Source organism: Reyranella sp. CPCC 100927, assembly GCF_007859315.1.
Taxonomy (GTDB): Bacteria; Pseudomonadota; Alphaproteobacteria; order Reyranellales; family Reyranellaceae; genus Vineibacter.
This window is the reverse complement of sequence record NZ_VOHA01000006.1, coordinates 322,553-347,595: the sequence shown is the minus strand read 5'-3', so window position 1 is coordinate 347,595 and position 25,043 is coordinate 322,553. Positions and strand designations below refer to the sequence as shown.

23 protein-coding genes are annotated in these 25,043 nt (G+C 62.4%); 7 read left to right on the top strand and 16 right to left on the bottom strand.

Annotation, left to right across the window (positions count from 1 at the left end):
* Window positions 1-5: 5 nt before the first annotated feature.
* The gene (locus FQU96_RS19290) at window positions 6-1,223 is read right to left on the bottom strand and encodes a Xaa-Pro peptidase family protein (RefSeq protein WP_146542948.1); all 1,218 of its coding nucleotides are present in this window, start codon (window positions 1,221-1,223) and stop codon (window positions 6-8) included.
* A gap of 189 nt (window positions 1,224-1,412) precedes the next feature.
* Between FQU96_RS19290 and FQU96_RS19285 the strand changes: the two genes are divergently transcribed.
* The 7 genes from FQU96_RS19285 to FQU96_RS19255 all read left to right on the top strand — a co-directional run bounded on the left by FQU96_RS19285 (window position 1,413) and on the right by FQU96_RS19255 (window position 9,731).
* Entirely contained in the window at window positions 1,413-2,627 is a 1,215-nt protein-coding gene (locus tag FQU96_RS19285) for an ABC transporter substrate-binding protein (protein WP_146542947.1), read from the top strand.
* Window positions 2,628-2,735: 108 nt separating this feature from the next.
* Window positions 2,736-3,947: an ABC transporter substrate-binding protein gene (locus FQU96_RS19280; protein WP_146542946.1), complete on the top strand. Its 1,212-nt coding sequence runs from the start codon at window positions 2,736-2,738 to the stop codon at window positions 3,945-3,947.
* Between the two features lie 72 nt (window positions 3,948-4,019).
* Complete coding sequence (locus FQU96_RS19275; RefSeq protein ID WP_146542945.1) at window positions 4,020-5,621, top strand: GMC family oxidoreductase; 1,602 nt, start codon at window positions 4,020-4,022, stop codon at window positions 5,619-5,621.
* Between the two features lie 214 nt (window positions 5,622-5,835).
* Window positions 5,836-6,390 (top strand): hypothetical protein, encoded by a 555-nt coding sequence (locus FQU96_RS19270; RefSeq protein ID WP_146542944.1) that lies wholly within the window; start codon window positions 5,836-5,838, stop codon window positions 6,388-6,390.
* Window positions 6,374-7,147 (top strand): response regulator transcription factor, encoded by a 774-nt coding sequence (locus tag FQU96_RS19265; protein ID WP_146542943.1) that lies wholly within the window; start codon window positions 6,374-6,376, stop codon window positions 7,145-7,147. The genes FQU96_RS19270 and FQU96_RS19265 overlap by 17 nt, the downstream gene beginning before the upstream one ends.
* Complete coding sequence (locus FQU96_RS19260) at window positions 7,131-8,660, top strand: sensor histidine kinase KdpD (RefSeq protein WP_178130587.1); 1,530 nt, start codon at window positions 7,131-7,133, stop codon at window positions 8,658-8,660. Before FQU96_RS19265 ends, FQU96_RS19260 begins: the two co-directional genes overlap by 17 nt.
* A gap of 303 nt (window positions 8,661-8,963) precedes the next feature.
* The gene (locus FQU96_RS19255; RefSeq protein WP_146542941.1) at window positions 8,964-9,731 is read left to right on the top strand and encodes an SDR family NAD(P)-dependent oxidoreductase; all 768 of its coding nucleotides are present in this window, start codon (window positions 8,964-8,966) and stop codon (window positions 9,729-9,731) included.
* Between the two features lie 18 nt (window positions 9,732-9,749).
* On the opposite strand, the gene FQU96_RS19250 is transcribed toward FQU96_RS19255, so the two are convergent.
* From FQU96_RS19250 to FQU96_RS19180, 15 genes are all read right to left on the bottom strand, one after another.
* Window positions 9,750-10,523: a lipopolysaccharide assembly protein LapB gene (locus tag FQU96_RS19250; RefSeq protein ID WP_255468413.1), complete on the bottom strand. Its 774-nt coding sequence runs from the start codon at window positions 10,521-10,523 to the stop codon at window positions 9,750-9,752.
* 180 nt (window positions 10,524-10,703) lie between these two features.
* The gene (locus tag FQU96_RS19245) at window positions 10,704-11,135 is read right to left on the bottom strand and encodes a TadE/TadG family type IV pilus assembly protein (RefSeq protein WP_146542939.1); all 432 of its coding nucleotides are present in this window, start codon (window positions 11,133-11,135) and stop codon (window positions 10,704-10,706) included.
* 10 nt (window positions 11,136-11,145) lie between these two features.
* Entirely contained in the window at window positions 11,146-11,610 is a 465-nt protein-coding gene (locus tag FQU96_RS19240) for a TadE/TadG family type IV pilus assembly protein (RefSeq protein WP_146542938.1), read from the bottom strand.
* A 36-nt stretch (window positions 11,611-11,646) separates the two neighbouring features.
* Window positions 11,647-13,008, bottom strand: a complete 1,362-nt coding sequence (locus tag FQU96_RS19235) for a pilus assembly protein (RefSeq protein WP_146542937.1) — start codon at window positions 13,006-13,008, stop codon at window positions 11,647-11,649.
* A gap of 344 nt (window positions 13,009-13,352) precedes the next feature.
* Window positions 13,353-14,318 carry a type II secretion system F family protein gene (locus FQU96_RS19230; RefSeq protein WP_146542936.1) on the bottom strand — a complete coding sequence of 322 codons (966 nt, stop codon included), beginning with the start codon at window positions 14,316-14,318 and terminating at the stop codon, window positions 13,353-13,355.
* 16 nt (window positions 14,319-14,334) lie between these two features.
* Complete coding sequence (locus FQU96_RS19225; RefSeq protein WP_146542935.1) at window positions 14,335-15,351, bottom strand: type II secretion system F family protein; 1,017 nt, start codon at window positions 15,349-15,351, stop codon at window positions 14,335-14,337.
* Entirely contained in the window at window positions 15,348-17,159 is a 1,812-nt protein-coding gene (locus tag FQU96_RS19220) for a CpaF family protein (protein ID WP_146542934.1), read from the bottom strand. Before FQU96_RS19220 ends, FQU96_RS19225 begins: the two co-directional genes overlap by 4 nt.
* Window positions 17,160-17,166: 7 nt before the next feature.
* Window positions 17,167-18,531 carry a cellulose synthase operon protein YhjQ/BcsQ gene (locus FQU96_RS19215; RefSeq protein ID WP_146542933.1) on the bottom strand — a complete coding sequence of 455 codons (1,365 nt, stop codon included), beginning with the start codon at window positions 18,529-18,531 and terminating at the stop codon, window positions 17,167-17,169.
* A gap of 34 nt (window positions 18,532-18,565) precedes the next feature.
* A complete protein-coding gene (locus FQU96_RS19210) occupies window positions 18,566-19,237 on the bottom strand; it encodes a CpaD family pilus assembly lipoprotein (protein ID WP_146542932.1) in 672 nt (223 codons plus the stop codon).
* A gap of 23 nt (window positions 19,238-19,260) precedes the next feature.
* Window positions 19,261-20,541, bottom strand: a complete 1,281-nt coding sequence (locus FQU96_RS19205) for a type II and III secretion system protein family protein (protein ID WP_178130586.1) — start codon at window positions 20,539-20,541, stop codon at window positions 19,261-19,263.
* Window positions 20,542-20,831: 290 nt separating this feature from the next.
* Window positions 20,832-21,764, bottom strand: coding sequence for a Flp pilus assembly protein CpaB (gene cpaB / locus FQU96_RS19200; RefSeq protein ID WP_146542930.1), 933 nt, complete (start codon window positions 21,762-21,764; stop codon window positions 20,832-20,834).
* Window positions 21,761-22,312 carry a prepilin peptidase gene (locus FQU96_RS19195; RefSeq protein WP_146542929.1) on the bottom strand — a complete coding sequence of 184 codons (552 nt, stop codon included), beginning with the start codon at window positions 22,310-22,312 and terminating at the stop codon, window positions 21,761-21,763. The genes cpaB and FQU96_RS19195 overlap by 4 nt, the downstream gene beginning before the upstream one ends.
* A gap of 83 nt (window positions 22,313-22,395) precedes the next feature.
* Window positions 22,396-22,578 (bottom strand): Flp family type IVb pilin, encoded by a 183-nt coding sequence (locus FQU96_RS19190; protein ID WP_218574771.1) that lies wholly within the window; start codon window positions 22,576-22,578, stop codon window positions 22,396-22,398.
* A gap of 417 nt (window positions 22,579-22,995) precedes the next feature.
* Complete coding sequence (gene fabF / locus FQU96_RS19185) at window positions 22,996-24,261, bottom strand: beta-ketoacyl-ACP synthase II (RefSeq protein WP_146542928.1); 1,266 nt, start codon at window positions 24,259-24,261, stop codon at window positions 22,996-22,998.
* Window positions 24,262-24,341: 80 nt separating this feature from the next.
* Window positions 24,342-24,575: an acyl carrier protein gene (locus tag FQU96_RS19180; protein WP_146542927.1), complete on the bottom strand. Its 234-nt coding sequence runs from the start codon at window positions 24,573-24,575 to the stop codon at window positions 24,342-24,344.
* Window positions 24,576-25,043 lie beyond the last annotated feature (468 nt).

Below are 25,043 nucleotides of genomic sequence, written 5' to 3'. Positions count from 1 at the left end.
CACCATCACGCCTCGTAGCCGAACGGGTCATCGACACTGTGGGCGGGCTGCGTGAACCAGCGCGGGCCCTGCTCGGTCATGTAGAAATGATCCTCCAGGCGCACGCCGAACTCGCCATAGATGCAGATCGTCGGCTCGTTGGAGAACGTCATGCCGGGCGCCAGCGGAGTCTTGTCGCCTTTCACCAGGTAAGGCCCTTCATGCACATCGAGCCCGATGCCATGGCCGGTCCGATGCGGCAGCCCGGGCGTCGCGTAACCCGGACCGAACCCGCCGGCTTCGATGACGGCACGCGCGGCGGCGTCGACGGCTTCGCACGGTGCGCCCAGACGCGCCGCGGCGAAACCGGCCGCCTGGGCTGCCTTCTCCAGATTCCAGACCTGCCGCTGGCGCGCACTGGGATCGCCAAACACGTAGGAGCGCGTGATGTCGGACGTGTAGCCATCGATCGGTGCGCCGACATCGATCAGCACCATGTCGCCCCTCTTCAGGGTCTGCGGATAGGGCACGCCGTGCGGATAGGCCGTGGCCTCGCCGAACAGCACGATGTTGAACGACGGGTCAGCCTCGGCACCGAGTGCCCGATGGGCTGCGACCAGGAAGGCCTGCACCTCGGTGGTCGTGATCCCCTCGTGCAGGACGCGCGCAACCGCCTTGTGCGCCTGCAGGGTGATGTTCTTGGCGGTCTGCATCAGCGCCAGCTCCCGCTCGGATTTGGCTGCGCGACAGGCGCCGGTGATGCGGGCAGCGTTGACGAAGTCGTAGGAATTGCCGGCCCGGCGCAGCCCGTCGAATGCAGCGAACTGCGTTGCTTCGTCGACGCCGACGGTACCGCGTGCGAGCCCCAGCGAGCGCAACGTATCGGTGACCAGGGCCGTCGGATCCTCGTGCTCTTCCCACACGACGACCTTGTCGCCCAAGGTCAGCATCGTGCGCAGCTTGGCCTCCTCGAAGGCGGGACAGACATAGATGAGTTCGCCGCGCGCCGGCAGCACGGCCCCGTGCAACCGCTCAGACCGGCGCAGGCGCAAGCCGGTGAAGTACGTCAGGCTAGTCGACACATCGAGCCAGAGGGCATCGATACCCGCCGCGCGCATCAAGGCCTGCGCCCGTTCGATCCGCTGCGCGCGTTCACCGACATCGATCGGCGGCGCATCACCACGCATGGAACGCAACGCGGCGAGTTCCGTCGCGGTCGTGGATCCACCAACACCGACTGTCATCGCGCATTCTCCGGATGCTGCTCGACAGATCAATGTCGCCAACGTCCGCAGTGCGGTCAACCCACACCCGCCATACTTTTTCGTCCCCGGAATTCGCGCTGCGGCTGGTGACACTGGTCGCGTATCCGGTCCTCTCCTACGCTGCGCACAACGACAAGATGGCTTTCTATCGTAGTACAGGAGGGAACAATGCATAGGACGTTGGCTTTGAGTGCGCTGGTGGTGGGCGCACTGATGCCGCCACCCGCAAGCGCCCAGATCTCCGATGACACGGTGAAGCTCGGCGTCCTCACCGACATGTCCAGCGTCTATGCGGATATCCTTGGTCCCGGTTCGGTGGCTGCCACGCAGCTGGCGATCGACGATTTTGCCGGCAAGGTTGCCGGCAAAAAGGTCGAACTGATCCATGCCGATGTGCTGAACAAGGCGGACGTCGCGGCGACGACCGCCGGCCGGTGGTACGACACCGAGAAGGTCGACGTCATTCTGGGCGCCGGCGGCTCGGCGTCGTCGATCTCGGCCTCGCGCGTTGCCGCCGACAAAAAACGTGTCTTCCTCGCCACCGACCCGGCCTCCTCCGACGTCACCGGCAAACACTGCAATGCCTACACGGTTCACTGGACATACGACACGGCCTCCGTCGCCAACGGAATCGGCGCCGCCATCGTCAAGGCGGGCGGCAAGTCGTGGTTCTTCCTGACGGCCGACTACGCCTTCGGCCACGCGCTGGAACGGGACATCTCCGCCATCGTGACCGCCAACGGCGGCACGGTGGTCGGCAGCGTGAAGCACCCGCTCAACACGTCCGATTTCTCATCGTTCCTGCTGCAGGCACAGGCGTCGAAGGCACAGATCGTCGCGCTGGCCAACGGCGGCGGCGACACCATCAACGCCATCAAGCAGGCGGCCGAGTTCGGCATCACCAAGGGCGGCCAGAAGCTGGCTGCCATGGTGATCTTCGTGACCGACGTCAACAGCGTGGGGTTGTCGCTGGCCCAGGGACTGCAGCTCACCGAAGCCTTCTACTGGGATCGCACCGACGGAACCCGCGCATTCGCCAAGCGCTTCGCGGCCAAGATGGGCGGCCGGATGCCCACCAGCGTCCAGGCCGGCAACTACTCCGCCGCCAGGCTCTATCTGAAGACGGTTCAGGAACTCGGCACGGACGACGCCGACAAGGTCATGGCGAAGTTAAAGTCATCACCGGCCGACGACGACATCTTCGGCAAGAGCGTCATTCGCCCCGATGGCCGCAAGGTTCACGACACCTATCTGTTCGAGGTCAAGACCCCGGCCGAGTCCAAGGGGCCGTGGGACTTCTACAAGATGGTGGGCACCATCCCCGGCGACCAGGCCTTCCGACCGCTGGACAAGGGTGACTGCCCGCTGGTCGCAAAGAAATAGTCTTTCCGACCGAGGCGACGGCTGGCGTTGCTGCCCGCCGTCGCCTAGGCTCCGGCGCGCAACAGGATGGGCCCGAGACGAGGCCCCCGCACGGAGAGGAATGACGGCATGAACAAGATGGCGACGGTCGGGGCGCTGCTGCTGGCAACAGCCGCAACGCCGGTGATGGCACAAATTACGGACGATGTGGTGAAGGTCGGCGTGTTGACCGACTTGTCGAGCCTCTACGCCGACATCAACGGCCCTGGCGCCGTCGCCGCCACGCAAATGGCGATCGATGACGCCGGCGGCACGGTCCTCGGCAAGAAGATCGAGATTGTCACCGGCGACGTGCAGAACAAGCCTGACGTGGCGGCCACGATCGCCGGCCGCTGGTACGATTCCGAGAAAGTCGACGTCATCCTCGGCGCCGGCGGCTCGGCATCATCGATCGCGGGCTCGCGGGTTGGCGCCGACCGGAAGCGGATCTTCCTCGCCATCGACCCGGCGTCGTCGGACATCACCGGCAAGCTGTGCAATGCCTACACGGTCCAGTGGGTCTACGACACCGTATCGCAGGCCAACGGGACGGGCTCGGCGGTCGTGAAGGCGGGCGGCAAATCATGGTACTTCATTACCGCCGACTACGCCTTCGGCCACGCGCTGGAGCGCGACGTTTCAGCGGTCGTGACGGCCAATGGCGGCACCGTGCTGGGCAGCGTGCGCCATCCGATCAACACCGCTGACTTCTCGTCCTTCCTGCTGCAGGCGCAGGCGTCCAAGGCCCAGATCATCGGACTTGCCAACGCCGGCGGTGACACCATCAACGCCATCAAGCAGGCGGCCGAGTTCGGCATCGCCAAGGGCGGACAGAAGCTGGCCGGCCTCGTGGTCTTCATCAGCGACATCCACAGCCTGGGCCTCGAGCGGGCCCAGGGACTGCAGCTGACGGAAGCATTCTATTGGGACCGCAACGACGATACCCGAGCCTTTGCCAAGCGCTTCGCGGCCAAGATGGGCGGCAAGATGCCGACCAGCCTGCAGGCCGGCTATTATTCGGCGACCAAGCTCTATCTGAAGACGATCAAGGACATCGGCACCGATGACGCCGACAAGGTCATGGCGAAGATGAAGTCATCGCCGGCCGACGACGAGATCTTCGGCAAGAGCGTGATCCGCGCCGACGGCCGCAAGGTGCACGACATGTACCTGTTCGAGGTCAAGAAGCCGTCGGAGTCGAAAGGACCCTACGACTACTATAAGCCGATCGCGACCATCCCCGGCGACCAGGCGTTCCGTCCGATGGACAAGGGCGACTGCCCGTTGGTGACAAAGAAGTAAAGTCGACATGCCCGGGAGCGTGGGCGGGCCCGCGCTCCCGGGGCGCATACCATCAGCGGAGTCAGACGCGTCATGAACACCGACATCCAGTACGACTACATCATCGTGGGCGGCGGTTCGGCCGGGGCGGCGCTGGCGGCGCGGCTGACGGAGGATGGCCGCACGCGCGTGTTGCTGCTGGAGGCCGGCAGGGTCGGTCACGTCTGGTCGCGCGTGCCCGTGAGCTTCGGCTTGCTGATCGACAACCCGGCCGCCAACTGGCGCTTCTTCTCGGAGCCCGAGCCGGGCACGGCCAACCGCGCGATCCCGGTGCCGCGCGGCAAACTGCTGGGCGGCTCCAGCGCCATCAACGGCCTGGTCTTCGTGCGCGGCCAGCCGCTGGACTACAACACATGGGCGCAGTTCGGTAATCGCGGCTGGGGCTGGCAGGACGTGCTGCCGATCTTCCGTCGCATGGAAACCTACGAGAACGGCAGCGGCGAGATGCGCGGCGCCAGCGGCCCGCTGCGGGTGTCGGAAGTACCGGACCAGAACCCGCTCTACGACGCGCTGTTCTCGGCTGCCGTCGCCGCCGGCTACAAGCGCAATCCGGACTACAACGGCGAGGACCAGGAAGGCATCGTCAAGACCCAGGCCACGATCAGCCGCGGCCGGCGCATGAGCACGGCCTATTGCTATCTGGCGCCGGCACTGCGGCGCAGCAACCTGCGGATCATGACCCAGGCGCCCGTGTTGCGCCTGCTGTTCGACGGCACACGCTGCACCGGTGTCGCCTACGAGCAACAAGGCAAGGTCACCGAGGTCCGGGCTGGTCGCGAGGTGATCCTGTCGGCCGGCGCCGTCAAGACGCCACAGATCCTGGAGCTCTCGGGGATCGGACGGCCCGAGGTGCTGCAACCGCACGGTATCGCCGTGCGCCACGCGTTGCCGGCCGTCGGCGAGAATTTTCGCGACCACATCAACGCGCGCATCCAGTGGCGCGTGAAAGCCGCCGGTGTCTCCTACAACGAGATGGCGCGCGGCCTGGGGCTCGTCGGACAGGCGTGGAAGTATCTGACCGCTGGTGGCGGTTTCTTCAGCCTGCCCTCGGCCCCGCTGCTGGCCTTCCTCAAGACCCGGCCGGAGCTGGAGACGCCCGACGTGCAGATGCACCTGGTGCCCTACGCCATCAAGGATCCCAAGCGCCGCAAGCTGCAGCCCTTTCCCGGTATGACTGTAGCCTGTTACCAGCTGCGACCGGAAAGCCTGGGCTCGATCCACATCAGATCGGCCAACCCGCACGCCGATCCCGCGATCCGCTTCAACTTCCTGGCCGACCCCATCGACCAGCGCGCCATGGTCGATGGGTTTCACATGATGCGCCGCATCGTGGCGGCCGCACCCATGGATGCGTTCCGCGGCGAGGAGCATTCACCGGGTACGAGCGTCGCCACCGACGACCAGATCCTCGACTGGATCCGCCACCATTCCGAGACGGCCTACCATCCGATCGGCACCTGTCGCATGGCGCCGGGCCCGAACGCCGTCGTGAACGATCAGTTGAAGGTGTACGGCATCGACGGGCTGCGGATCGCCGACGCATCGATCATGCCGACCATGCCGTCGGGCAACACCAATGCCGCCTGCATCATGATTGGCGAGAAAGCGGCAGATCTGCTTCGCACCGCTGCATGAAACCGGCCATGACAAATGGTTGTTTCTGCGCGGTCGCTCACCGTCTTTTGGATCAAAAAACGGTTCGTTTCCAGCGGTTTGATCTGATATCTTGACCCCGCTGTTCATAAAGATATTTTCATTTGAGTGCAATTTTAGTGCCGACGCCGGTGGAGACCGTTGTGGGTACGCGAGGGGCGTATTCCAGCGGTGACGCAGGCTGCAGAGGCAGGTCATGACCAGGATAGACAACGTCTCCCGGAGAGTCTGCGGCGGCTTGTTCGTCGCGGCGTTGCTGCTGGGTGCAGCCGCCTGCAGTCACCCGGAACCGCCGCCACCGCCACCGCCGGTCGCGGTCGTGCCCAAACCGGCGCCTAAACCTCCAGCACCCAAGCCGGCGCCGACAGCCCAGGCGGCCGCCACGGAGATATCGTTTTCAGCCAGCGAAGGACCGACCAGCCCCACCAAGCCCACCACCAACGGCACGGTGAAAGTGCCCGAATCCCAGGAGGCGACCGCGCCGACGCCGCAGCAGGTACCGTCGCTGACGGGCCTCAGCGAAGAGGACGTCACACGCCGGTTCGGCCGGCCGGCCAACATCCGCAAGACGTCGTCGGCCAACATCTGGACCTACCAGGACCAGGCCTGCACGCTGGATCTGTTCCTGTTCACCGACATGCGGACCGGCGCGCAGAAGGTTCTCACCTATCAGTTCGGCGGCAGCGGGCGCGAAACCATGGGTGAGCGCGGCTGTCTGGATCGGCTGGGACACAATGGTAAGAGCGGCTAACCAACCGAAGGAAGGCGGCCCTCTGCGGGTCATTCTCGTCGATGACGACGACATGTTCCGCGAAGCGCTGCGCAACAACCTGAAGGATGCCGGTCTTGATGTGCTCGCCTTCGGCGACAGCCGGGTTGCGCTGGAGCACCTGAAGGTCGACCGTTCGGCAACCTTGGCCCTGCTCGACTGGAAGATGCCGGTGATGAGCGGCATCGAGCTGCTGCGCAAGATGCGGCAGTCGGAGATCGACGTGCCGGTGGTCTTCCTCACCGTCCTGGGCGAACCCTTCTACGAGGAGACGGCGCTGGCCGATGGTGCCGTCGACTTCATCGACAAGTCGCGCACGTTCACCATCATCCAGAAGCGGATCGAGATGATCCTGGCGCGCAGCCGCGACGGTACCGGCGCCGCGACCGGCAGCGAGGCCGAGGGCGAGCCGGTGACCATCGGTCACCTGGAGCTCAATCCGATCTCGTGCCGCGCCGTATGGAAAGGCCGCCAGGTCGACCTCACGGTCGCCGAGTTTGCCGTCGTCGAGCACCTGGCGCGCAATGCCGGCCAGGATGTCCGCTATCGCGATCTCTACAACGCCGTGCGCGGCCCCGGCTTCGCCGCCGGCTTCGGCAGCGAAGGATACCGAGCCAATGTCCGCTCCTTCGTCAAGCGTATCCGCCAGAAGTTCCGGGACCTGGACGACACGTTCGAGTGCATCGAGAACTATCCGGGCTTCGGCTATCGCTGGAGCGGCAATGGCCCGCCTCACTGACCTGTTCGGGCGCTACCTGTCGCCGGGCCGCTCGATCAGCGCCAGCCTGCTGATCCTGCTGATCGCCTGCAGCGCCGTGCCGCTCATTCTCTACGTCCAGTTTCGCAAGGCCGACGAAGACAAGAAAACCATCGTCTTGCGGGCCGCCCAGCAGCAGGCGGCACTGATCATGAACGGCCTGCGACCATTGATCGATGAGTTCAACCCGCGCTCGATCGGGCTGGTCGCCGAGGCAATCAAGGCGATGGCCAATGACGGCCTGACCATCCGGTTGCTGCTGCACGCGGCCGAGCCCGAAGGCGAAAGCGTGTTCATGGTGGCCGCCGCCCCCGACGAGACGCAGGTTGCCTTCGAGCCCGTGCGGCAGAAGCTGAACCAGCTGGGCCTGTTGACCCAGGCCCCCAAGACCTGCGACGGCAGCTCGCCGATCGAAGCCCGCATCGGCACCGAAACCGGCTCCAACGAGCTGCTGTTTGCCATCGCCTCGACGCGCACCGCGGCCGGATGCTGGTCGGTGCTGACGAGCTGGACGGAACTGTCCTATCTCGAGACCTCGATCGGGCGGCCGTACTGGCAGTCGGGCGAAATGCGCCTGGCAGCGCTGGTCTATGGCGGCCTGACGGTTCTGGTCATCGGCCTGTTCCTCAGCGTCTGGCTGCATCTGCGCCGCTTCCAGCGCCTGGCCTATGACTTGCGGGCCGGACGCAGCAGCGAATCGTTCGAGACGCTCAACCGCATGCCCGAACTCGCCGGCGTGGCGCGCGAGTTCGACCGCCTGATCGGCGGCTTGCGCTCCTCGTCCGAGCTGATCCGCCATGTTGCCGAGGAGAACATCCACGCGCTCAAGACGCCGGTGGCGACCATCGGCCAGCTGGTCGTGCCGTTGCGCCAGACGGTGCCCGAGAGCGATGCGCGCAGCCGCGACGCGCTCGACGGCATCAGCCGCTCGCTCGACAAGATCGATCGCATCATCGCCGCCGGGCGGCGGATGGACTGGATGATCGCCGACCTGCTCGACCCGACGCGCCAGCGCATCAACGTGTCGGACGTGGTGAGCGACTCGGTGGTCGACTACGAGGACGAACTCGAGTTGGCCGGTATCACCCTGGAGCGCGACATCACGCCCGGCGTGCATGTGCGCGGCGCCGAGCGCCTGTTCGACGCGATCATGGGCAACCTGATCGAAAACGCCATCAGCTTCTCGCCCGATCAGGGGCGCATCCGGCTCGCGGTCCGCCGCACCGGCTCGAGCGCCGACATCGTGATCGAGGACAGCGGGCCTGGCGTGCCGGCCGAGGATCTGGAGCGGATCTTCGAGCAGAACTTCAGCCGCCGCACCGACCCGCCGCCGGGCCGCCATCACCAGGCGCTTTCCGCACCTGGCATGCACCATTTTGGCATGGGTTTGTGGTTCGTGCGGCGGAACACCGAAGCCATGGGCGGCTCGGTCCGGGCCGAAAATGTCGCCACCGGTGGCCTGCGTGTCATTGTCAGCCTGCCGCTGGACCGGTGATCGAGCCTATCACAGCTCTATCACAGCATTGATACGCCGCCGCCACTGCTGATGACGGCATATAGGCGGCGGAGGATGGTTCGCAAATTTTGCGGACATCACACTATAGCCCGAGGGGTTCCGCCGAGCGGTGATGTAGGACAGCCATCACCCGTCGCCGGATACGGAAGTTGAGATCGCGGCCCAACCGCCGCACCACTTCCCCTCTCGGGCAAATTTTTTGCCCTCAGCACAGATCAACCCCGCCCTTTCCACCGGCGCCCTTCCGATGGCACCGTGGGTGCCGACGACTCTGGGGGCAGCATGAAGACCATGTTCGATCTTGGCGGCAAGGTGGCCATCGTCACCGGCGGCAATGGCGGTATCGGTCTCGGCATGGCGCGCGGACTGGCCTCGGCTGGCGCGACGGTCGTGGTGGCTGGTCGCAACGCCGCGAAGTCGGCGGCCGCCGTCCAGAACCTGCAGGCGCTGGGCGCCAGCGCCGATCAGGTCGAGGTCGACGTCTGCAACGAGGCCTCGGTGCGCTCCCTCGTGGCGCGAACGGTCGAGCGGCATGGGCATCTCGACATCCTGGTCAACAACGCCGGCATCAACGTGCGCAAGCCGCCGCACGAGATTGCGTTATCGGAATGGACGCAGGTGATCGAGACCAACCTCACCAGCGCCTATCTGTGCAGCCACGCCGCCTATGCGCACATGAAGGCTGCCGGCGGCGGCAAGATCGTGAATATCGGCTCGATGATGTCGATCTTCGGCGCCTCGTTCACGCCGGCCTACGCCGCCAGCAAGGGCGGCATCGTGCAGTTCACCAAGGTCTGCGCCACCGCCTGGGCCACCGACAACATCCAGGTGAACGCCGTGCTGCCGGGCTGGATCGACACCGACCTCACGACCCGCGCCCGCAAGGAAGTCGCCGGCCTGCACGATCGGGTGCTGGCGCGCACACCGGCCGGCCGCTGGGGCACGCCCGATGACCATGCCGGTATCGCCGTGTTCCTGTGCAGCCGCGCCTCGGACTTCGTGACCGGCACCGCGATCCCTGTCGACGGCGGCTACTCGGTACAGGGATAGCGCTGCCCTGCACCGCCGTCAGCGGTTGCGGCGCGGATAGTATTCCGGGTTGGCGCGGATCGAGGCCGACCTGACCTCGGGCGTGGCGCCGCGCAGCTGACCGAAATAGGCCAGGTAACGCTGGGCGCTGGGCTCATCCATATCGGCGCGCAACCAGCGCGTGGCCTGCGGCACGTCGCCTTGCAGGCCGTACGCCAGCGCGAGATTGCCGCGCGTGCGGCTGGTCGCGTCGGGCTGCTGCGCAGCTCCCTGCAGAAGCTGGATCGCCTCGGGATAACGCCCGGTCGACACCAGCGACAGCCCGAAGTTGTTGCGCGCCGCGAGGTAGTTGGGATCGGCCTTCAACGCCGCATCGTAGCGGGCCTGCGCCTCGCTGGCCCGATCCAGCAGGTCGAGCGCGACACCGGCGCCGTTGAGCGCGCGCGGATCGTTGGGCTCGCCGCGGATCGCCGCCTCGTACTGCTCGAGCGCCAGTTGCGGCTGGTTCATGGCGATCAGCGCCGCCCCCAGGCCGCGCAGCGCCTCGGGGTCGGCCGGCCGCAGCTTCAGCGCATCCTGGAACGAGGCCGCCGCCTCCGCCGTGTTGCCGGTCTGCAGCATGGCCTGGCCGATGCGAATCAGCGGCTCGGGCGCTTGCGGATTAACCTCGTGCGCGCGCTGATAGATCGGCACGGCATTCGACGGATCACCGCTTTCGCGCGCCCGATCGCCCAGGCGCATCAGCGAGTCGTAGTTGTTGAGACCACCGCCGCTCTCACCGCCAGCGGAGCAGCCCGCCGCCGCAACAAGCATGGCCACCGCCAGCCACCGGCGCCCTTGTCGCACTATGCCGAGCCCTGTTGCTGGACGCACCGCCCCACCCCTGATCCACCGCCCGTTGTTCAGGCTTGGCACTGTGATACTAGCTATTGGGATGGGTCAACAATCGAAAATCGGTCGCCGTTGGATTGTTTGGGGGCCGGAGAGCTGAATTCAGTTGGGCACCACAGCACGCGTCCGTGCTTCCAGTCGCAGCATCTGTACCGGCAAAATGTTGGTCATGAACCGGAGATTGCCGCCGTTTGTGCTCATCGTCGCCGTGATAGTCTTGAAGGTGACGTTGCTCCCGGCCGTTGCGACGACCGTGACGGTCACATCGGACTCGTTGAAACTCTGGATCCTCACGGTTCTATCAAGAACGTCACGCACCCTCGTCTGGATATCGGCCTGCGTCGCGTTTTTGTTGAGCGTGGCGAAACGAGCGGCCTCCTCGACCGCGAGTTCCAACGTGTTGCGGATCCAGTAGTACCGGCCAAACTCGAGACAGCCCAACACGATCAGGAGAATAACGGGCAGGGCGAAGGCAAATTCGATCATGGCCGTGCCAGACCGATCCCGAGTCAAGCGCTGCAGCAGATGTGACATCGCAGCGCCCTCAGATCGGCGGCACGGTAACGGCGCCGCGGGCCTGTAAAACAGACGGCCGCAGCCCCTCAAGGATTGGAAGGGGCAGCGCCGTCGCCGGGCGCGAGACTGACACCGTCATGATCCGCCGCGGCGTTCCGGACTGACAGGTGCCGAGCGGCGCACATGAGATCTGGGTTCCGTTGTTGCATTCGCAGGCATAGGTCGGTGAGCTGACAACGACCCCTGCATTACTCGGCAACGCCATGCTGACGGCGCTCATGATACCGCTGGTGTCGTTCGGATTGCGCAGCGCGTATTGCATGCCGGCCTGCACGGCCCCCTGCAGCTGCTGGCGATTGTAGACATTGAGGCCGAACTCGAGTCCCCCGCAGAGAAGGAGCACCAGCATCGGCAGCACGAGCGCCGTCTCGATGGCGGAGACGCCGCGGCAATCGGCGCTTAGGCGTCGCATCCAACGAAGCAATGATGACATTTCGCCCCCTGGCCTTACAGCAACTGCGCCGCCCACTCACTCACCCAAGCTGATGTCATCGTTCAACGCACCATTGAGCGTCGCCTGAGCGATGGCTTTGAAGGCCGCGAGGAGCTCGCTGACTGTATCGGCCGAGAAGACCTTGTTCGCATCAGAGGCGCAATTGTTCCAAAGATCGTTGGCCGTCGAATTGTTCGCGGGAACCTTGTAGCCGACCGTAAAGATCACGATCCCGGCATTCTTCATCGCGGTGCAGAGCTTTCTCGTCTGCACAGCGGAGCTGTCGCTGCCGGCATAGTAGGTATTCATGTCGAAATCCGACAGCAACACCACCGCCTTGTTGGTGTTAGCCGGATTGTAGGCGTTCGGCGCGCTGCCACCGGTCCACACACTCGACCATTTCGGTGACAGCAAATACCACGTCCAGGCTGTCCCGAGATGGCCGGCCGTAGAGCCACCGGCAGTCAAGCCGCCGATCGTCGCCTTCAGCGACTCCTTGTCGGTCGACAGAGACCGGATCCTCGAACTCGACGATGGCTGGTTGGTATTCACATTCCAATTTCTATGACTGTAGAAGTCGCCCAGCCATTTTCCCGTTGTCGGCAAATCATCCGTGTACTGCGCCGTACCGCTTCGCTCCACCACACTTGTCCACTGGATCGTGGTCGTCCAAGGCCACCAGCCACTGGTGGTCGTCGGAATGTCCTTGTTGGTAACTGCTTTGAACAGGGTGGTGTTCCCTACTGAATCGCTGCCCACGTTCACAGCAGATGAATAGGGCACCAACGCAACGCGCGACGTATATGGTGTCTGTTGGTTCTGCACCACAGTGTCCACCAATGCCTTGGCCGCGTCCTGCATGGCCTTCAGCTTGGTGACATTGGGAACCTCGGTATCGCCGTTCATCGAGCCGCTGACGTCGAGCATCAGCGCGACTTCGAGATTCTTGCCCAGCACGACGGGCTTGTAGGCCACGGAGCGCGCGCCGACGGTCGCAGCGGCCGGATGGAAAAACCGAGGCAACTTCCGTGAAATGATGACTTCGACAGTATTCGCCTGGCCGGCATACGGCCCGCTCAGCACCGGAGAATTGAGAACGAAAGAATTGCCGGTCGCTTCCGCGTAGCCGTTGCGCTTGGCGTCGTTGAGCGCAACCTGCCGCGCCGTCGCTACCGACCCACCGTCCTTGATAATGCGAACGGCGCCGATGGTGGCGGCATCGGCCATCTGCTGCGTCTTGCGCTTTTCCATGTACCAGATGCCGGTGTCCACGGCCAAAGCGACGCCACCGATGACGACCGGCGCCGCAACCGCGACAATGATCAGAGTCGTGCCTTCTCGCGCGTGCCTCAGTCCGCGGATTGTCGACCGCAGTTTGGTGACAGCCCAAAGCACCATGACAGCCCCACAATACGGCGAGACTGTTCGACGAGGCTGGGACGACACAGCTTCCGGTTTCGACACGCGTCTCGACGCCAGCCCGATCGGACGGGCCGCCTCAATCCACGATTACGGTTGCCCTACGGGCTTCCGGATAGCTTGACGCCTGAAACCAACGATGATCGGACAGCAACGCCTGATTATGACTAGTTGAAATACATCCGGGTGGAGGAATTAGCCCGGTACGCTTACGCTTTTTTATTTGTGCGACCATTTTCTACCGTAAAGATCGCACTATTTTCTGACATACATTAGGTAATATTTGAAGTCAAAGCGAAACGACAAGATTTTGTTCCAACACCCTACTTCATCGTGTCAATGACACTGATAATCGAAGGTCCGAGGATAACAATAAAAAGAGTTGGCAGGATGAAAACCATCAGCGGAACCGTCAGCAGCGCCGGCAGACGCGCGCCCTTCTCCTCGGCCTTCATCATCCGCTCGCTGCGGAATTCAGCAGCCAGTACCTTCAGCGACTGGGCAAGTGGTGTGCCAAATTTCTCCGTCTGACGAAAGGCATTGACCAGCCCCCGAATACCAGGAACATCGTTGCGCGTTGCCAAGTTTTCGAGCGCCGCTTGTCGATCAGGCAGAAATGTCAGCTCGATGGCGGTGAGCTGCAACTCGAAGGAGAGCTCAGCACATAGGTTCCGCAGTTCCTTGGCCACGCGCGTGAGCGCCGCATCCAGGCCCAACCCAGCCTCGACACATATCGTCAGCAAGTCCAACCCTTCTGGTAGTGCCCGCGCTATCACCACTCGGCGACGCTGAGCCATGTTTTTCAAGAAAAGGTCCGGAGCCGCCCACCCTAGAAGCACACTGCCAATGGCAGAGGTCGGTTTCATCAAATCGGACAATTCCCAAACCTTCAAAACGTAGATTAGGAAAGAGGCCACCAAACCGAACGCCATCGGCAAGCACATCTTCAGGAACAGAAAGATGACGATGGCGTCCTTGCCGCGAAAACCCGCCATCATCAACTGCCGCTGCGCCTTCGCTGACGTTTCTCCCTTCAAGGCATCGAACCTGGTCAGCAGATCACGCAGCACTCCCGTCGCAACAATCCGACGCGAACGACGGTCCCGCCGCAACAGTTCGTGCTTCAGCGTAGTACGCCGCTCCTCAAGCGCGCGCAGACGACCGGCATAGCTTTCGGCGGGCAGCAAGGCGCTCCACACAATGACAGTAACGATCAGTGCCGCCGCCCCTCCAACGAGCGAGAGAATGTCCGAACCGGTTAGGCCGAGGATAAATATATGATCCATCATGGCGGTGCCCGTTACACTAGATTTCGAAAGTCGCCATGCGCTTCATGATAAAAAGCCCCGTCGCCATCATGCACACCCCGATGATGAGCATCATTACACCACGCGGATCGGTGAACAGAGGCATGATGTAGTCGGGTGAGAGCACAAAGATCGCACCACACACGACGAAGGGCAGGGCGCCGACAATAGCTGCACCGGCACGAGCCTCCGAACTAAAAGCTCTGATCTTGAGCTTCATTTGACGCCTGTCGCGCAGCAGTTTACTCAGGTTGGCAAGCGTCTCGCCAAGATTACCACCGGTCTCGCGCTGGATCGACATGCTGATGATCAGAAAGTTAAATTCCGGAGCGCGAATCGTGTTCGCCGCATTCCAGAATGCGTCCTCGATCGAACCGCCGAGCCTCACCTCGTTGGTTACCCGAGCGAATAATGGGCCAATCGGCTCCTGCATCTCGCGCCCAACGGTGGCAACTGCCTCTTGTATTGGAATGCCCGAGCGCAGCGCCCGAACGATCAGGTCGAGGGCATCGGGAAACATCGAATTGAACCGATCAATCCGTCGCCGCCCGACAAAGCCTACAAAGGCGTGGGGTACGCTTGCCCCGAGCACCAACCCTCCGATCAGGGCCATAGGCAAATCCACGCCAAGAAAATAGAACATCGCGGCGCAAGAACCGCTGATGACCAAGCAGACGAGAACATAGTCACCAACGGTCCACCTGCGGCCGGTCCGTTCAAGCCGAGCGCGGAGTTCGTCGCGATTGGGCAGAAAGCGCTTGAGAAGTTGGTCGAGCACCGGATGGTGGCTATCGACTTCGACTTTCTTGAGGCGCATGCGTGCCTGTTCGGCCTGCCGTGAATCCATGCCGCGCATGCGGCGGTTCATTAGATCCAAACGGTCGCGCGCACGTCGCTCTTCCCGGCCCGCAAACAGGCCAAAGTAGATGGCACAAAAAAGACCGAAGGCAAGCGTCACCATCGCCATGAGAACAGTGGGGTCAGTCGTCCCGAAGAATTCTTCCAGCGCAGTCACCCCATCGCCTCCATCAGCGCTTTCTCGAGGCCGAAATAGGCCGCCTTGGGAAGAAAGTTGGGTCGCAGCCCGGTACTCTTGAACAAGCCGGTCAATCGGCCATCGGCCCCCTCGCCCTTGAATTCAAACGTGAACAGGTCCTGAGTCGTGATGACATCGCCTTCCATACCGGTGATCTCGGTGATATGCGTGATCCGCCGCATGCCATCGCGCATGCGCTGAATTTGCACGATCAAGTTGAGCGAGCCAGCAATCTGCGTTCGCATCGCCTTGTTCGGAATGTTCAGGTTGGCCATCGCCAGCATGTTTTCCAGGCGAATCAGTGCTTCGCGCGGCCGGTTCGCGTGCAACGTGCCCATCGAACCATCGTGTCCAGTGTTCATCGCCTGCAACAGATCAACCGCCTCGGGGCCGCGGACCTCACCCAGAATGATACGCTCGGGCCGCATGCGCAGCGCGTTCTTCACCAGATCACGCATTGTGATCTCACCATTGCCCTCAAGATTTGGAGGACGCGTCTCGAGGCGCACCACGTGCGGCTGCTGCAGCCGCAGTTCGGCCGCGTCCTCTATGGTAACGACACGCTCATCCAGAGCGATCATCCCGGAGAGCGCGTTGAGTAGCGTCGTCTTGCCCGAACCCGTACCGCCCGAGATCAAGATATTGAGCCGGCAACGCGACGCAATGCGCAGCACGGTTGCCATCTGCGGCGACATGTTGCCTTGCGTCGCCATCTGATCGAACCCAATCGCCTTCTTGCCAAATTTGCGGATTGAGATGCTGGGCCCATCTAGCGCCAGTGGCGGAATGATGATGTTGACGCGGCTGCCATCTGCCAATCGCGCATCGGCAATCGGGCTGGATTCGTCGACACGACGGCCGATCCGGCTGACAATGCGATTGCAGATATTGAACACGTGTGCGTTGTCGTCGAAAGTAACGTCGGTTAGTTCCAACTTACCGCGTCGCTCAATGTAGACCTGCTTAGGTCCGTTGACCAGGATGTCAGTCACGGTCTCATCGCGCAGCAAAGGCTCGACCGGTCCCAGACCGAGCATCTCGTCGAGCAGCATGGCAAGCAGTTCGTTCTGCTCGGCGCGATTGAGTTGAATTTTTGACTCGATCAAGATCTCCCGCACGAGATCGTCGAGCTGATGTTGCAGTTCATCCCGAGGCAATTCGGCTGCCGCAGCGACGTCCATGCGCTTGAGCAACATCGCCTGCACGGTCTTGCGCGCCTGCTCCAGCCGGCTTCGGATCATCCTGCTGGCCGCATCGTCGGGCCGAACTTCGCGGGCTGTTTCCACTGCCGACGCCGGGGCAATCAGCGTTGCTACACCTGCCGCCGGCCGTGGTTCCAGCTTGGGCTTATGCTGAGCGACCAACACTGGAGGTGCAATTCGAGTTGGCTGTGGCGTCTGATACGCCGTCGATAGCGTAGCCGCTTTTCCATTTTCGGCGTCCGGTTCAGTCGTCGGGGACCATTGTAACAGCACGCGATTGACGAAGTCGCGCAGCTCCAGCACGCTCAGCGCAATGCCTCCGGCGCGAAAATGCGCTTGGATCGTTTCACCGGCGATACGGGCAATTTCACCTGGCGTGCGGCCGGATACACGTTCTGTCTCCAGCCGGTTCGTCAGGGGCACATCCAGCGTCACCGTCAGCTGCCCCAGGCGGGCAGCACGATCGTCAGCGTCTGTTTCGTCGAGACGAGCTCGGCGCACTACGCGCTCTGCAAGAAGATTGCCCGTGGTACCGTCGTCGCGAGATACCGCTGCGATCTCTTGGCGTCCGCTGCGACGGAACATAGTCGGCTCAGGCCCCCACCCCGGCTGTCGATGTGGGGATCCTGCTCTTGGATCTCAGCAGCTTTGACCAGAAAGGTCTGCCACGTCCGACCGCAGGATCACCATGGTCGACAGTGGCCCGTATCACTTCCACAAGCGGACGCAGCGATTTGACCATAGCGCTGCGGGGCATCGCTTCATTGAGCGGCTTACCGGCATTGATCGCCGCTGCAACGCTTTTGTCATCAAAGGCAATCTGGCAGACTGCTTTGTGCTTCACGCTACGCTCGAGATCAGCCAGCTTGATTGACGCCCTTCGTGGATCCGTCGCACCGCTGGCAACCAGGTGGATACGAAGGTGCGGTGCTGCATCGGCAGCGAAATTAAGCAGCCGCATAGCATCCCGCGTGCCCGCAAGCGTCAAATCACAAACCAGAACGAAATCGGTTGCTGCCTCGAGCGCTTGACGTTGAATCAAAGGATCACCGCGAGGCAGATCGAGCACGATCTGCCGAAATCGTCCCTTGTAAGCCGACACTATCCTGAGAATTGCGCCAAGCTCGGGAGGAGCAATCGTCTGCAGTGCCTCTTCGGCACCCAAAGCATAGAGAAGGTCGCTTTTCCGCTGAACAGATTGGTCGACGAAAAGATTATCGACGCGCGCGGGTACCGATAACGCTTCGCGCAGGGCTTCCGTTGCGTCCAGATCGAGCGCTAGCATCACCGATCCGCAGTGCATATCGAGATCGAGGATTAGCGCTTCGCGATTGCGCGCCTGGCCGAGCATCGACGCAAGTGCAATGGCAAGCGTGGTCACCCCCACACCACCACGTGTACCGCAACACGCAACGACCAGTGGCTCGACCTCTGTCCCAGACCGTCGAGCCGAAGGATCGCTAGCTGCGGCTGCCTTTAAAGCCGCTCTAGCGCTACGCAATTCGATCTCTCGCGACTTGGCAATCAGAGCTTTTTCAAGCGCTTTGTGCAGAAGACCTTCGGTGAGCGGACGAATGAGATAGTCGGCGACACCCGTGCCTGACAGGTCTCGGAACAGGCCGACGTCGTTGGCTTGGCCAATGGCGATGACGACGCAATCCCCAGACAAAGACCCGATCAAGGCCGCCATGTCCGCGACAGGAGATGAGGAATCGTCAATGTCCAGGATAAGACCGCTCAAGCCCGCTGGCCATCCTGTTACATGCATCGCAGCTGCCAAGCCGCCGGCAACGACGTGGATCGGCGCCCGCTCCGTCAGAGCAAGCGGCAACTCGGCCTCGACGCGACTGCGTGTTGCCGGGTCCTTAACGAACACCGCGAACGCGCCCACCGGCAGCGGCGGCAAGCTCAATGGTGTATTAATATTGTCGGTTTCGATCGCGGCCGGTACAGCCATGACTTCAAGTCCTTGGAAATGCGCTCATGACACGTCAGTTGCCCGCCCCACCGCTGCTGCTGCCACCGCTCGCACCGATACCCAACTGCGTTGCAGCTGGATCTTTCACCTTGCCATTATAAAGGCGATCGACAGCTGACGCGCCCAGATGACCGCTCGCAGGCCCTGGTGAACGCCCCCTCTCAAGATCGCGTGGGTCGGCAACCATGTCGGCCAAGTTACGGGCCGTGGCACAACCGAGATTGCTCTGCGGCAGGTTGAGCGGATCGTAGCCAGCGGATTTGCTGAAGTCGGGACAATTCAGCGCCCGTGCGGAGTAGCTCTCAGCCGAAACGACAACCGTGTCCGGACCAACCGCGAAGCCTTGCGCACGCGCTACGGTCGCGACGGGGACGCCCCAGGCCTCGAGTTGAGAGCGAACCGCAGCCGCACGCTGCGCTTGCAACGATGGACTATCGGACGCTGTAAATAGCACAACAGTCGCGCGATCGGTTGGAAGCTCCCGCACAAACGCCATAAGCCGCTGCCGCTCGCTGGCCGAGAGGTCGTCGCGAAGCGGCGAAAAGGACACACCATGCAGGGCCGCGGCCCGATCGGCGCGGGCCTGCTTGGGGGCGTAGTGCACAGCCGTTTCCGGATTTTCGCAGGCGGCCAGCGACACACCCAGCGCAGCCGCCATCACGGCAAAGACACGAACGGAAAGCATGTCACGACCCCCGTGGCTGCTGCCTAGTCCAACATGAAACCGCCGGTGCGAGCCGTGGCTCCCGGGCGCACCGCCTGTCGCCCGGACCCGGCACTCTGCGGGCGGTAAGTGCGATCAAAGAGATAGCGGTCGGCATCCGTGGGAGGCACAAATCCATCCACGGGCGTCGAGAGCCGACCGTTTGACGCCCGCACCAGATAGGGCGTCACGATCACCACCAGTTCGGTTTCGCTGCGCTGGAAGGCATCCGACCGGAACAAGGCGCCCAGAATCGGAATCTCACCAAGTCCGGGCAGCTTGCTGACGTTTTGAGTGGAATTGTTCTGGATCAGACCAGCGATCGCGAAACTCTGACCGCTCGCCAACTCAACGGTCGTATCAACACGCCGTACTGTGAGCGCAGGGATCACAAATCCCTGGAACGTGATCTGGCCATTGGTGGTAAGCTGGCTAACCTCGGGCTTTGCTCGCAGGGTAATGCGCCCGTTGCCGTGAATGGTTGGCGTGAAAGCAAGGCTGACGCCAAACTGCTTGAACAGTATTGTCGCCAAACCGTTTTGTTGCGGTACCACAATCGGGAATTCGCCGCCGGCCAGGAAACTCGCCGTTTCGCCTGACATGGCGGTCAGATTGGGCTCCGCAAGCACCGTCAGCATGTTCTCCGTTGCCAGCAGGTCTATAAGGCCGAAGATGTCAGTACCACCCTTGGTATAACGACCTACGATCGCCCCCCCTACCGGATCACCGATACGCGTGAAAGGACTTGCCACAAGATCCGCCGGGCTCGCCAATCCGGCCGTGAGCCCCCCACCCAGTTTGAAGATGGCCTCCCAATTAAATCCGAGCCGTTTCAGGGTTTCGCGCTGGGCCTCCACGATCTTCACGCGTAGCAGCACCTGATTGGATCCGTCGAGCGCGACATTGTTGATGACCTTAGTGGGATCGCCTGTAACGCCGATGGCCATGCGGCGTGCCTGCTCGATAGCGGCCGGGTTATCGGACCGACCCTGGAGCACTACGGCACCACCGACCGTCGTCGCCTGAATGCCTGAGCCGCCGCGCATCGAGGCAACATTACTGACTACCCGGCCGACGGGATGACCAACTACCACAACCGTGTTAAGCAACACGCGATCCTGCTCATCGACGGCATACAAAACCGTCTCACCGGGTTTCTTACCAAAGATGTAGATGGTGTTGCCCGTCTTGACCTGTACGTCAGCGACATCGGGATTGGCGACAAAGACCGTCGACGCAGCCGATTTGAGCTTGATGATCGTGCCCTTACCGGCATCGATCGCCAAGCTTGGCGACTCGGTCGGTACGACTGCACTGCGGCCGAACGGGCGCGGCCGAGCTTCCTCCGCGGGCGCTTGTACCGGTATAGGTGGCGGCACGACGCCGGATGGCGGCGCAGGCGGCGTGATCAATGTTGGTTGTCCCGGCTGAATCGGCACCGGTTGACGCGACGGGGGAGTCTGCGCTTGCGCGGTGTCCGCCAAGCCAACCAGCAGAGTAGCAACTGTGGCGCAGGCTAAGAGCTGGAACCAGTACAGTATCGAGGGTCGGCGGTCGGTCGGCAAGACAAGAGCAGTCATGGTTTGGTACCTCCCCCGCTACCATTTCTACCGTCGGCGGCAGGTCCGCTCTCCGCAACGACACTGCCGCGGATAATCGTGACTGATGCTGAAGGCGGCGGCGCGGCTGTTGGCACCGATGGAGAGGGTTCCACCGGGCGGCTTGAAGGGCGGGACGACAACAAGACGCTGACGTCCGTATCACGAGTATAGCTGGGACCTTCGGGTAAAGGTGTATCGGTGGTTTCTTGCAAGCTGCGCAGAGTCAGCGATAACTTTCCCATTTCCAGCGCGAGCGTGATGATCTCGCTTTGCTTGGGAGTCACCTCAAACGTTGCTGTCTTGGCGATCTGTGCCTGCTCGCCTGGCTTCGCATCTGATCGCTGGTCCATGGCGATGACGCGAATATCGCGCAGGATGGTCTCACTGGCGTGCGGCTCTTTCTCACCCTGGGCCGCAGGTTGAAGTGAATGGGTCAGGATCAGATCGACCTTGTCGCCGGCGAACACGAAGCCTGAGATCCCCGATGTGACAGTCACCGGTACGGAAACGGCGCGCATACCGGGCTGCAGCACCGCAGCCATGAAGCCCCGCGAGCCCGGCAGCACCAGCTTGCCTTCTGTGATCGGCTCTCCCGGAGAAATGGGGGACCGCGCGACAGCACCGACGAAGTCTGTGAGCGGACGAAGACCTTCCACGGCATAAGCGGGTGAAAGCGAGCCTTCGGGCCAAGCTTGCCAGCGCAGGTCATCAGGTTTGACGATCTGGCCCGTTCGAACCTCGGATCGTGCTACGAGGACCTGCAGGGCGGGCCTTATGGGCTCCCTGGCCGGTTGGGTGACTTGCTTCGCCGCCCTCCGCTCGGCGTCCAAATACGAGCGAAGAAACAACACGGTGCCACCCGCAATCATCAACGCTACGATAAGCATGATGATACGCTGTGGGTTCACGACTGAGCTCCGAACGGAAACAGGTTGAGTAGTCTGAGTGCAATCGCGGCGCAGCCCACCGCAATAGCTGTTCCATAGGGTATCTTGCGTTTAAGCCGTGGCTCCTTCGCGTCCGTCTCCACAGTAGCAACAGCTGAATGGTGGCCGTCACGAGGGAGATTGCCAAATGCCGGCATCATAAATGCGATCCCAAGGACAGCGCCTGACATTGCAACGATCATCACAAATTGAGGGATCCAATCCGGTGCGGCCCACAGGCTTGCCGCCGCCAACAACTTGACGTCACCGCCACCAAAAAGGTTTGCGGCGAATAGGCCGAACCCAACAGAAAAAACAATCACGGCCATACCCGCTGACACGGCGATGGCAGTTGGCGCATATCCTTGCAGCCACTGAAGCAAGGAGTACACGGCCCAAAGACCAACGATAGCGAGAGGCAGGTGATTGGGGATGATAAAGCAGGCCCAGTCGCTACGAGCTGCCTGAATCGCCAAGGCTACGAAGAGTAGCACGCACCCTTGGGTGAGGACGGGGAGCGCCATCGACATCGGCTCTCCTTAACCTCCGTGCTTGGCATGGTGGGCACGGATGGCGAACGGCCACCCGTGCGATCCAACTTCCCTCGCGAGCTTTAGGGCGCCGGTGCAGCCTGATCCATGCCGCCCTTCACAGAGGTGAAGGTACGGGAGACCCCGTCCCTGACGTCCGGCAACACCGCGATAGCCGCGATGGAAATCAGCGCCGCGAGGAGAGCGTACTCGATCATCGTCGCGCCCTGCTCGTTCTTCAGAAATTTGCGAATCTTGGACAGCATTGATTTATCTCCATTAATCTATCGGGTTCCGATTCCGCTTGAGCAATACGTTGGAGGATTTTGCGGTTATCGGACCTTCGCTCAGCGGGAGCCGAATACAGGCACTCGGACCTATCCGTTGCCTGGTCGCCCCAAGGCTCCTTTTGTGGTGCGACGTTACGAACGCAACTTAAAGTAAAACGTTACATGAAGATAAAACCATAAAAGTTCCATCATTGAAACAAAATATAGCCTTGATTTTGACTGATTTGATCCAAAACGAAGGGAAGTTGCCCTCGCAACGCACGCCAGCGCGCAGATGAGGCGAGGCCCTACCCGTTATTTTCTTGCGCGCCGTATCAATCGCTGGTCGGCAATGCCGACGCAACGACCGAACAGTCCAATTTGAGGCGGATGTAATTGTCGAACGGTGGCGGGCTACACGGACCCGAAAATCACCGACGCGTTGGTGCCGCCGAAACCGAAGGAGTTCGACAACGCATACCGCACCTTGCGTTCCTTCGCCTTGTGCGGAACGAGGTCGATATCGCAGCCTTCGGAGGGGTCATCGAGATTGATGGTCGGCGGCACGATCTGGTCGGTCAGCGTCTTCAGCGCGAAGACCGCTTCGATGGCCCCCGCCGCGCCCAGCAGATGGCCAGTCGCCGACTTGGTCGAGGACATCGAGAGCTTGTAGGCATCGGCGCCGAACAGGCGCTTGACGGCACCCAGCTCGATCTCATCGCCCAGCGGCGTCGAGGTGCCATGGGCGTTGACGTAGTCGATCTGGTCGGTCGTCAAGCCGGCGCGCTTCAGCGCTGCCCGCATAGAACGGAAACCACCGTCGCCGTCCTCGGCGGGTGCCGTGATGTGATAGGCATCGCCGGAAAGGCCGTAGCCAAGAACCTCGCCATAAATGCGAGCGCCACGCTTGCGCGCGTGCTCATATTCCTCGAGCACCACAGCGCCGGCGCCCTCGCCCATGACGAAGCCGTCGCGGCCCTTGTCCCACGGCCGCGACGCCTTGGCGGGCGTATCGTTGTAGGCCGTGGACATCGCACGACAGGCATTGAAGCCGGCGAACCCGAGCCGGCACACCGCAGCCTCGGCACCGCCGGCCACCATCATGTCGGCGTCGTCCAATGCGATCAGCCGGGCAGCATCACCGATGGCATGGGCACCGGTCGAGCACGCTGTGACCACGGCATGGTTGGGGCCCTTGAGGCCATATTTGATGGAGACCTGGCCCGACGCCAGGTTGATCAAGGCTGACGGGATGAAGAAGGGCGACAGGCGCCGCGGTCCCTTCTCCTTGACCGTCAGCGAGCCTTCGTAAATCGTCTGCAACCCGCCGATACCGGAGCCGATCATCACGCCGGCGCGCTGGCGCTCCTCCTCGGAGGCTGCCGTCACAGGCCAGCCTGAGTCCTCGATCGCCTGGCTGGCGGCGGAAATCGCAAACACGATGAACTTGTCGACCTTCCGCTGGTCCTTGGGCGGCAGGTAGAGGTCGGCATTGAAATGGCCGTTCGCCTTGTCGCCAACCGGAACTTCGCCTGCGATCTTGGTCGGCAGGTCCGACGTGTCGAACGCCTGGATGGCGCGGATACCTGATTCGCCTGCAATCAGGCGTTTCCACGTGACATCCACGCCGTCACCCAGCGGGGTCACCATACCCATGCCTGTCACGACCACGCGTCGCATCGGCCACCCTATCGGTCGCAGTCCAGTTCCCGGTCGAGAAGGTCGCCGGCCTGGCGCAATCGCCGGCCGGCATCCCAGGTTCAGGAATTAGCTTCGATGAACTTGATCGCGTCGCCGACGGTCTGAATCTTCTCAGCCGCGTCATCCGGGATCTCGACGCCGAACTCCTCTTCGAACGCCATGACGAGTTCAACGGTATCAAGGCTGTCGGCCCCGAGGTCGTCGATGAACTTCGCCTCAGCCTTCACCTGCGCGTCTTCCACGCCCAGATGTTCGATGACGATCTTTTTTACACGGTCCGCGACGTCGCTCATGTCGGTCCTCAGGGTCGTTGGTTATCCGCCGTCTCTGCCGGGCGGCCGGCCTCTATCGCCGGAGGAACCGGCTGGGTCCGCTTATCTGACATATCGGCCGATTTCAAGGCCGACCGGCGAAAAGCCAAGTGGAACAAGCCTGTGCCGCTTGAGATCGGTCCGCCCCGCGAACGGCTGCGCTCAAGGCGCGGCCATGCCACATACTGACCTGGTGGTCTGAGTGCTAGGCCGCCTCTTCCACTCGTTTGGGCGACTCCAATACCCGAGCCTAGGCATCTCAGGGGGCGGGGAAGATTCCACCTGGGCGTTTCGTAGTCTCCGTTCATCTCGTCGGCCCGCTGGGATGCAGGCACCAAGTCACATCACTCCATCCTGGACGGAGATTCGCTAGGAATGCGTGTAGAGCGCACGTAAGGTTCAGGCGTACGCAAGCTTCGAAGATATTTTTCGATTTCATTGATCTTAAAG